We start from the raw sequence: 511 nt of genomic DNA, 5'->3' as shown, positions 1-511 counted from the left end.
TATAAGTAATATCGGTCACCCACGATTGGTTTGGAGCCGTTGGATTGAACTCTCTGGCTAATTTGTTAGCCGAAATGACATGTTCAGTACCCGCTTTAGCTCTGGGTTTGCGATACCCGCGTTGTGACTGTAAGCCTTCTCGTTTCATCAAGCGATGTACTTGGTTGATTCCACAGAATTCCCCTTCATCTCGTAGGTCACTGTATATCTTCCGATAGCCATAAACCCCACCTGATTCCAGCCAAAACTGTTTAATAAGTCCGAGAAGATACTTACGCCGTTTCTCTTGTTTGCTGTCAGGGTATTTTAGCCAGGCATAAAAACCACTTGGATGAACCCCAAGGATTTTACACATCCGTCGAACAGGCCAAACTGACTGGTTGGCTTTGATAAAGGCGTACCTCAGTCGGACTGGCTTGCGAAGTACACCGCGGCTTTTTTTAGTATATCCCGCTCTTCGGTAACTCTTTGCAGTTCTTTCCGAAGCCTACGAATTTCGGCACTTTCATCA

The 511-nt window shown here is 45.8% G+C and carries 1 pseudogene; it reads right to left on the bottom strand.

Annotated elements, in window-relative coordinates:
• Window positions 1-511 (bottom strand): annotated as a pseudogene (locus R7Z47_RS26965) (IS3 family transposase); the annotation flags it as partial.

It is taken from the genome of Vibrio sp. 1641, from assembly GCF_033339995.1.
Taxonomy (GTDB): domain Bacteria; phylum Pseudomonadota; class Gammaproteobacteria; order Enterobacterales; family Vibrionaceae; genus Vibrio; species Vibrio alginolyticus.
Note: the sequence above shows the minus strand (reverse complement) of the source record. Positions and strands in the feature narration are given on the sequence as shown.